The organism is Arthrobacter sp. SPT-J7 (genome assembly GCF_059089965.1).
Map to the genome: position 1 here is coordinate 1 of NZ_JBNHFF010000149.1, position 8,353 is coordinate 8,353.

At 65.4% G+C, this 8,353-nt stretch carries 7 protein-coding genes, 1 tRNA gene and 1 pseudogene; 8 read left to right on the top strand and 1 reads right to left on the bottom strand.

Annotated elements, in window-relative coordinates:
• Nucleotides 1–70: 70 nt before the first annotated feature.
• From rsmA to AC5RWX_RS27410, 3 genes are read left to right on the top strand one after another with little or no spacing between them, the layout of a single operon-like run.
• On the top strand, nt 71–943 hold the full coding sequence (gene rsmA, locus AC5RWX_RS27400) for a 16S rRNA (adenine(1518)-N(6)/adenine(1519)-N(6))-dimethyltransferase RsmA (RefSeq protein WP_494099416.1): 873 nt from the start codon (nt 71–73) through the stop codon (nt 941–943).
• Complete coding sequence (locus AC5RWX_RS27405; protein WP_494099417.1) at nt 940–1,902, top strand: 4-(cytidine 5'-diphospho)-2-C-methyl-D-erythritol kinase; 963 nt, start codon at nt 940–942, stop codon at nt 1,900–1,902. The genes rsmA and AC5RWX_RS27405 overlap by 4 nt, the downstream gene beginning before the upstream one ends.
• 40 nt (nt 1,903–1,942) lie before the next feature.
• Nucleotides 1,943–3,772 carry an ABC-F family ATP-binding cassette domain-containing protein gene (locus AC5RWX_RS27410; RefSeq protein WP_494099418.1) on the top strand — a complete coding sequence of 610 codons (1,830 nt, stop codon included), beginning with the start codon at nt 1,943–1,945 and terminating at the stop codon, nt 3,770–3,772.
• Between the two features lie 92 nt (nt 3,773–3,864).
• Here AC5RWX_RS27410 and AC5RWX_RS27415 read toward each other — a convergent pair whose 3' ends face one another.
• Entirely contained in the window at nt 3,865–4,491 is a 627-nt protein-coding gene (locus tag AC5RWX_RS27415; protein WP_494099419.1) for a TetR/AcrR family transcriptional regulator, read from the bottom strand.
• Between the two features lie 175 nt (nt 4,492–4,666).
• On the opposite strand from AC5RWX_RS27415, the gene AC5RWX_RS27420 reads away from it, so the two are divergent.
• The 5 genes and pseudogenes from AC5RWX_RS27420 to AC5RWX_RS27440 all read left to right on the top strand — a co-directional run.
• Nucleotides 4,667–4,738, top strand: a tRNA-Gln gene (locus AC5RWX_RS27420).
• Between the two features lie 105 nt (nt 4,739–4,843).
• Entirely contained in the window at nt 4,844–6,328 is a 1,485-nt protein-coding gene (glmU, locus tag AC5RWX_RS27425) for a bifunctional UDP-N-acetylglucosamine diphosphorylase/glucosamine-1-phosphate N-acetyltransferase GlmU (protein ID WP_494099420.1), read from the top strand.
• Nucleotides 6,325–7,305, top strand: coding sequence for a ribose-phosphate diphosphokinase (locus tag AC5RWX_RS27430; protein WP_163164303.1), 981 nt, complete (start codon nt 6,325–6,327; stop codon nt 7,303–7,305). Before glmU ends, AC5RWX_RS27430 begins: the two co-directional genes overlap by 4 nt.
• Nucleotides 7,306–7,588: 283 nt before the next feature.
• Complete coding sequence (locus tag AC5RWX_RS27435; RefSeq protein ID WP_494099421.1) at nt 7,589–8,185, top strand: 50S ribosomal protein L25/general stress protein Ctc; 597 nt, start codon at nt 7,589–7,591, stop codon at nt 8,183–8,185.
• Between the two features lie 98 nt (nt 8,186–8,283).
• Nucleotides 8,284–8,353: pseudogene (locus AC5RWX_RS27440) on the top strand (aminoacyl-tRNA hydrolase); the annotation flags it as partial.

The window sequence follows — 8,353 nt, forward strand, 5'->3', positions numbered from 1 at the left end:
GGATCTTCCGGGCCCGGCCGCAGCACTTAACCGGGCCGGGCGCAAGTGCCGCGCGGGATAGGATACCTAGGTGACTGAACCCATCCCCGCCGCGCCCGCACCGCTTTTTGGTGCTTCCGACATACGCCGGCTGGCGGAGGAGATCGGTATCCGCCCCACCAAAACCCTGGGCCAAAACTTCGTGATTGACGGCAACACCATCCGCAGGATCGTGGCCGCGGCGGGCATCGGCCGGGACGAAACGGTTCTGGAAGTGGGGCCCGGCCTGGGATCGCTGACTCTCGGCCTCCTGGACGCTGCCGCTTCAGTAGTGGCAGTGGAGATCGACCCCGTGTTGGCCGCAAAGCTTCCCGCCACAGTGAACGAATGGCGCCCGGCCGCAGCCGGCACCTTCCACCTGGTGCAGGCCGATGCCATGAAAGTCACGGAACTTCCGGTCGAGCCCACCGCCCTGGTGGCCAACCTGCCCTACAACGTGGCCGTGCCCGTTGTGCTGCATCTTCTGCAGCATTTCCCCAGCCTCCAGCATGGCCTGGTCATGGTCCAGGACGAGGTGGCTGACCGCCTCGCTGCCGGGCCTGGATCCAAAACCTATGGTGTGCCGTCGGTGAAGGCTGCTTGGTACAGCCGGATGCGCAAGGCCGGTGTGATTGGCATGAACGTGTTCTGGCCCGCACCCAAGATCCACTCCGGGCTGGTCTCTTTCGCCCGCCACGAACCGCCTGCCACCACCGCCACCCGCGAGCAGGTTTTCGCCGTGGTGGACGCTGCCTTCGCGCAGCGGCGCAAAACACTGCGTGCCGCCCTCGCGGGCTGGGCCGGGAGCGCGGCGGAAGCCGAACGTTGCCTGGTGGCTGCCGGCGTCGACCCCACCGCCAGGGGCGAAGTGATCGACATTGCAGCCTTCGCGAGGATCGCGGAAGCCCGTGAGGCCCGGCCATGAACGCGCCGGCAGGACGGTTTACCGCGAGGACCGTCCGCGCCAAGGCTCCGGGGAAGGTCAACGTTTCCCTGGACGTCGGACCGCTCCGGCCTGACGGCTACCATTCCGTGGCCAGCGTCTACCTTGCCGTTTCGCTGTACGAGGAAGTAACAGCCACCAGCACCGAAACTCCCGGGATTACGGTGAGCCTGAGCCCGGACAGCACCCTGGACCTGGACAACGTCGATATCCCCTTGGACCAGAACAACCTGGCGTACAAGGCGGCAGCCATCATGGCGGACGTTTCCGAGCACGCCACGGGCGTCCATCTGGAAATCACGAAACGGGTGCCAGTGGCGGGTGGCATGGGTGGTGGCTCGGCTGACGCTGCAGCTACCCTCCTGGCCTGCGACGCACTCTGGAACAGCGGGCTGTCCCGGGAAGAACTGGCCCACCTCGCCGCCGAACTGGGTGCCGACGTTCCCTTTTCCCTCCTCGGCGGAACAGCGGTGGGCCTGGGCCTTGGCGATGAGCTTTCCCCGGCCCTGGCCAAGGCGCAGACAGACTGGGTCCTGGTCACGGCGGATTACGGACTCCCCACTCCCGAGGTGTACAGGACGCTGGACCGTATGCGGGAGGCAGAGGGCCTCGAGGTTGAGGAACCAACAGGGGTAGACCCTCAGATTCTCACCGCCCTCCGCAGCGGGGATGCCGAAGCCCTCAGCCGTGTCCTGGTCAATGACCTCCAACGGGCATCCATCGAGCTGGCGCCGTCATTGCGCGATACGCTGGGAATCGGTGAAGCACATGGAGCCATTGCAGGCATCGTCTCAGGCTCGGGCCCCACGGTGGCGTTGCTGGCTGATGATCCTGTGGCCGCTGAGGGCCTGGCAGAGAACCTGCGGCGCCGCGGTTTGACGGCTTTCGCCGTGCACGGCCCGGTTCCGGGGGCCCGCATCATGTCCGACATCCTTCTGTAAGACGTTCAGTTCCAATCTCAGCAGCAGAAAGCAGTTCCCTTTGGCACACCTTCTTGGCGGCGAGAACCTGACGGTCTCCTACGCAACCCGCACCGTCCTTGACGGCATCACCCTCGGACTCGAAGAGGGCGACCGGATCGGCATGGTGGGCCGGAACGGTGACGGAAAGTCCACCCTGATGCGCCTGCTGGCGCTCCGGTCGACCCCGGATTCCGGACGCGTCACCAAGCGTGGCGACGTCAACGTGGGCTACCTGGACCAGAGCGACGTGCTCGACGGCGACCTGACAGTCGGCGCGGCGATCGTGGGGGACCAGGCGGATTATGAATGGGCGCGGAACCCGCAGATCCGCGAGATTATGGGCGGCCTGGTGTCCGACGTGGACTGGCACGCCAACGTCCACGCCCTTTCCGGCGGGCAGAAGCGGCGCGTGGCCCTGGCCAAGCTCCTGATCGAGGACCATGACGTCATTATGCTCGACGAGCCCACGAACCACCTCGACGTGGAGGGCGTGGCCTGGCTTTCCCGGCACCTGAAGACCCGGTGGCGCGCGAACCAGGGTGCGTTCCTTGTGGTCACCCACGACCGCTGGTTCCTGGACGAGGTCTGCAACAAAACCTGGGAAGTCCACGATGGCATCGTGGATCCGTTCGACGGCGGTTACGCAGCGTACGTGCTGGCCCGTGCCGAGCGTGACCGCTCGGCCACCGTGATGGAAAGCAAGCGCCAGCAGCTGGTCAAGAAGGAACTCGCCTGGCTACGCCGCGGCGCGCCGGCACGCACCGCCAAACCGAAGTTCCGGATTGAGGCGGCGAACGCCCTCATCGCCGACGTGCCTGAACCCAGGGATTCCATGGCACTGAGCAAAATGGCAACCGCGCGGCTGGGCAAGGATGTCCTGGACCTGGAAAATGTTTCGCTGGACTTCCTTGGGGGCGACGAAGGGCAGAAACTCTTCGACAACATCACGCTGAGGCTTGCACCTGGTGAGCGGCTGGGTCTGGTGGGCGTCAACGGCGCAGGAAAAACCACCCTGCTTAAGCTCCTCAACGGCCAGATTGAGCCCACGTCCGGCAGGCTCAAGCGTGGCAAGACCGTAGTCACTGCGGTGCTTACCCAGGAGGTCAAAGAGCTCGACGACGTCTCGGACCTGCGCGTTATTGAGGTGATCGAGCGCGAGAAACGGTCCATCAACGTGGGCGGCAAGGAGTTCACGGCGGGCCAGCTCGTGGAGCAACTTGGCTTCACGAATGAGAAGCAGTGGACCCCGGTGCGGGACCTTTCCGGCGGTGAGCGCCGCCGTCTCCAGTTGCTGCGCCTGCTGGTGGGGGAGCCCAACGTGCTGATGCTTGATGAGCCCACAAACGACCTGGACACCGATACCCTCGCCGCCGTGGAGGACGTCCTGGACGGCTGGCCGGGGACCCTTGTTGTGGTCAGCCACGATCGTTACCTGCTGGAGCGCGTGACCGACCACCAGATGGCGCTTCTGGGCGACGGCAAGATCCGCGCCCTGCCCCGCGGCGTGGACCAGTACCTGGAGCTGCGCGAGGCTGCCCTGGCCGGGTCCACGGTCACCGGCGGCGGAAACCCCGTCACAAGCGGCGGTTCCGCCACCGCAGCTGCGACTCCCGCAGGTCCTTCCGAAGCCGAAAAGCGGGACGCCCGCAAGGCGAAGAACCGCATCGAACGCCAGCTCGGCAAACTGGAGCAGCAGGAAAAGAAGCTCCACGACCAGATGGTTGTAAGCACCGAACAATCAGACTTCGACGCCCTGGCTGAACAAAACAGAAAGCTCAAGGACCTGGCAGGAGAACGCGAAGCACTCGAACTCGAATGGCTCGAAGCCCTGGAAGTCCTCGGCGAGTAAGCCTTTCCGTTCGTCGCTTGTGCCCGGTTTGGGTACCGGAGCCGCCCTGCGCCGCTGAGGCGGCCGCACGCGTCCCGGAGGCGATCCGAAGACTAACCCTCAGACATGAGCTCAGGGTCCTTCTTGAGGCCGGTGAGGCCGTTCCAGGCGAGGTTTACCAGGTGTGCCGCAACAGTGTGTTTGTCGGGCTGGCGGCTGTCCTGCCACCATTGGCCGGTCATGGCGACCATGCCGACGAGCATTTGGGCGTACATGCCGCCGTCCTGGGCGCTGAAACCCCGGCGGTCGAACTCGCCCGAGAGGATGTGTTCCACTTTGGCGGTGACGTGGGAGAGCAGGGTGGAAAAGGCGCCTTCGGGCTGCGACGGCGGGGCGTCACGCATGAGGATCCGGAACCCCTCGGTGCGGTCCTCTATGTAGGTCAGTAACGCCAGCGCGGCCCGTTCCACGAGGACGCGCGGCTTTGCCTCTGCGGTAAGGGCCGCGTTAATGGCGTCCAGGAGGATCCGGAACTCGAAGTCCACCACCTGCGTGTACAGGCCTTCCTTGGATCCGAAGTGCTCGTAGATGACGGGCTTGGAGACTCCCGCGCAGGCAGCAATCTCCTCGATGGTGGTGCCATCAAGCCCGCGGACTGCGAAAAGGCCCCGTCCGACCTCGATCAGCTGGCTCCGCCGCTGAAGGCCGGTCATCCGTGTCCGCGGAGGGTTGTTGCTCACATTTCCATCATGCACTACCCGCCCCGGCGGAATCTGCAGCCGCCCGGCCTGCCGGAGAAGGGGCGGGCCAGGGGCAGAATCGGGGCGAGGACGCGGGACGAACGGCCCATGTCGCGCGGTGCCCCGAACCCGTGGCAAAATAACTACTTGTGCCCGGCCACGCGCCACGGCACGGTCCGCTCTGGTGTAATGGCAGCACCCCGGCCTTTGGAGCCGTGGAGTATAGGTTCGAATCCTATGGGCGGAACTGCTGCGCGAGGAGCGTTCAGTAGGATGACATTCGGTGCCGGAACGGCTTCAGGCCGCGCAGGCACCGCATACGCCAGCGTAACTTAGCAAGGAGAGCCCGTACGTGATCCCCGAGAATACCGGACCGGCCGCGGTCATCGTTCTGGCGGCAGGCGCCGGTACCCGGATGAAGTCGCGCACCCCCAAGATCATTCATGAGATCGGCGGCAGGTCCATGGTGGGCCATGCGCTGCTGGCCGCACGCAGCATCAATCCGCGCCAGCTCGCCATCGTGGTACGCCATGAACGCGACCTGGTGGCGCGTCACCTCTCGGAACTCGATCCTGCTGCCGTGATCGTCGACCAGGACGAGATTCCCGGTACCGGACGTGCAGTGGAGGTCGCCCTCCAGGCCCTGGACGGGGAACAGCACCTCGCTGGAACCGTGGTGGTCACTTACGGCGACGTGCCGCTCCTTTCCGGTCAGCTGCTGGCCGAACTTGTGGCCACCCACGAACGCGAAGCCAACGCCGTCACGGTCCTCACGGCAGTCCTTGACGATGCCACTGGTTACGGCCGCATCCTGCGCGGCGACGACGGGACCGTCACCGGCATCGTTGAACACAAGGACGCCTCCGACGCCGAGCGGCTCATCCGCGAGGTCAACTCCGGCATCTACGCCTTTGACGCCGCCGTCCTTCGTGACGCACTCACCCATGTCACCACGGACAATTCCCAGGGCGAAAAGTACCTCACCGATGTCCTCGGACTGGCCAGGCGGGCAGGAGGCCGCGTCGCCGCAGTCGTCACCGCCGACCGCTGGCAGGTGGAAGGCGCCAACGACCGCGTCCAGCTCTCCGCGCTGGGCGCTGAGTTGAACCGCCGCGTCGTCGAGGCGTGGATGCGGGCCGGCGTGACCGTGGTGGATCCGGCAACCACCTGGATCGACTCCTCAGTAACCCTCGACGAGGACGTCCGGATCCTGCCCAACACCCAACTGCACGGTGCCACCACCGTGGCGAGGGACGCCGTCGTCGGCCCCGACACTACGCTCACGGACGTCACCGTTGGTGAGGGCGCCAAGGTGGTCCGCACGCACGGATCAGGAGCCGTCATCGGCCCCGATGCCGCCGTCGGGCCCTTCACCTACCTGCGTCCCGGCACTGTCCTGGGCGAAAGCGGCAAGATCGGAGCGTTCTACGAAACAAAGAATGTCACCATCGGCCGGGGCTCCAAGCTGTCCCACCTCGGCTACGCAGGCGACGCAGAAATCGGCGAGGACACCAACATCGGCTGCGGAAACATCACCGCCAATTACGACGGCGAGAAGAAGCACCGGACGGTCATCGGCTCGGGCGTCAGGACAGGTTCCAACACAGTATTCGTTGCCCCGGTCACCGTGGGGGACGGTGCCTACAGCGGCGCCGGCGCGGTGATCCGCAAGGACGTCCCGGCGGGCGCGCTCGCGCTGTCGGTTGCCGCCCAGCGCAACACCGAGGGCTGGGTGGCGGCCAACCGCCCCGGTACGCGCTCCGCCGAGCTGGCCCAGGCAGCCACCCCAGATTCCTCCAGTACCCCAGCATCTACAGAAGAGGGCAACCAATCATGAGCGAAATTACGGCGCGCGGCGAAAAGAAGCTGGTGCTGGCCACTGGCCGCGCCCACCCCGAGCTGGCCCGGGAGATCGCCAAGGAGCTCGGCACGGACCTCCTTCCGGTAGACGCCTACGACTTCGCCAACGGTGAGATCTATGTCCGCGCCGGCGAGAGTGTCCGGGGAACCGACGCTTTTGTCATCCAGGCACACCCGGCGCCGCTGAACAACTGGCTTATGGAACAGCTGATCATGATCGACTCGCTGAAGCGTGCCTCCGCCAAGCGCATTACGGTCGTGTCGCCCTTCTACCCGTATGCGCGCCAGGACAAGAAGGGCCGCGGCCGCGAGCCCATCTCGGCCCGCCTCGTGGCGGACCTGTACAAGACCGCCGGCGCCGACCGCATCATGAGCGTGGACCTGCACACCTCGCAGATCCAGGGCTTCTTCGACGGCCCCGTTGACCACCTGATGGCCATCCCGCTGCTCGCGGACTACATCCGGACCCGGGTGGACGCCGAAAACATCACTGTTGTCTCGCCGGACACCGGGCGCGTCCGCGTTGCGGAGCAGTGGGCGGAACGCCTGGGCGGCGCCCCGCTGGCGTTCGTGCACAAGAGTCGGGATCTCACCGTTCCCAACCAGGCTGTTTCCAAGACTGTCGTGGGCCAGATCGAGGGACGCACGTGCGTCCTGATCGACGACATGATCGATACCGGCGGGACCATCTCCGGTGCCGTCAATGTACTGAAGAACGCCGGCGCCAAGGACGTCATTATTGCCGCCACGCATGCTGTCTTCTCCGAGCCGGCCGCCCAGCGCCTTTCCGAATCCGGTGCCCGGGAAGTGGTGGTCACCAACACCCTGCCGCTCACCGCGTCGCAGCGCTTCCCTCAGCTGACGGTGCTGTCCATCGCTCCGCTGATCGCCCGCGCCGTCCGGGAAGTGTTCGACGACGGCTCCGTGACCAGCCTGTTCGACGGCAAGGCCTGACCCGTACGTACCAGTCGGGCGCCGCGCCTGGTTGCCGATGGTTCGGCTGCCGGGAGCGGGGCCCGTTTTCATGAATCACCGGCGGCGCTGGTAGACTCTTCAGCGATACCTTGGCGAGGGAGAGCGCCGGCAACCGTAACCACGGAAACCGGACTGCAGTCTCCGTTATCGACTGGGTCTGAATCTCCCTTCGAAGATGGGCCCGGCCACGGCCGCCCGGCGTTGAAGGTCGCAACAGACCTCCGCCCTTGCTGAACACCGTTTAGTTTTCAAGGAGATATCCATGTCTGAGCAGAAGCTCGCAGCAGAAGTACGCACCGAATTCGGCAAGGGCTACGCCCGCCGCGCCCGCATGGCGAACCTGATCCCCGCCGTCATCTATGGCCACGGCGCAGAGCCCATCCACGTTACCCTCCCGGCCAAGGCCACCACTTTGGCCGTCCGCACCGCCAACGCACTGCTGTCCCTGGACATCAACGGCGAAAGCCACCTGGCCCTGGTCAAGGACGTCCAGCGCGACCCGATCAAGCAGATCATTGAGCACATCGACCTCCTCACCGTCCGCCAGGGCGAAAAGGTAACCGTTGACATTCCCGTCCACGTCGTCGGCGAGCTTGCTCCGGGCAACGTCTTCAACCAGGAACTTACTGTCATCTCCCTCGAGGCCGAGGCAACCCACCTGCCCACCGCGGTCGAGGTCAGCATCGAAGGCCGCACGGCCGGCGAGCACATCCACGCGTCCGACCTGGTCCTGCCCAAGGGCGCAGTCCTCCTGGCCGACTCCGATGCCCTCGTGGTGAACATCTCCGAGGCCACCGAGTCCTCCGAAGAAGGCACCGAAGAAGCCGCTGGCGCTTCTTCCGAGGCAGCAGCCGAGTAATAGCCTGCTCTCTTCAATAGTGGCCGGATCCCTCGGGGTCCGGCCACTGCCGTCTCTGTCCGCCGCACGCACCAAACGCAGCACCTTAGGATTGATTCATGACTGACACCTGGTTGATCGTTGGCCTCGGGAATCCGGGAGCGCAGTACCAGGGCAACAGGCATAACG

Bases quoted from the DNA above. Each gene is read 5' to 3' on its own strand.
- AC5RWX_RS27405 (WP_494099417.1), top strand. From the start codon at position 940: ATGAACGCGCCGGCAGGACGGTTTACCGCGAGGACCGTCCGCGCCAAG.
- AC5RWX_RS27430 (WP_163164303.1), top strand. From the start codon at position 6,325: ATGAGCGAAATTACGGCGCGCGGCGAAAAGAAGCTGGTGCTGGCCACT.
- AC5RWX_RS27435 (WP_494099421.1), top strand. From the start codon at position 7,589: ATGTCTGAGCAGAAGCTCGCAGCAGAAGTACGCACCGAATTCGGCAAG.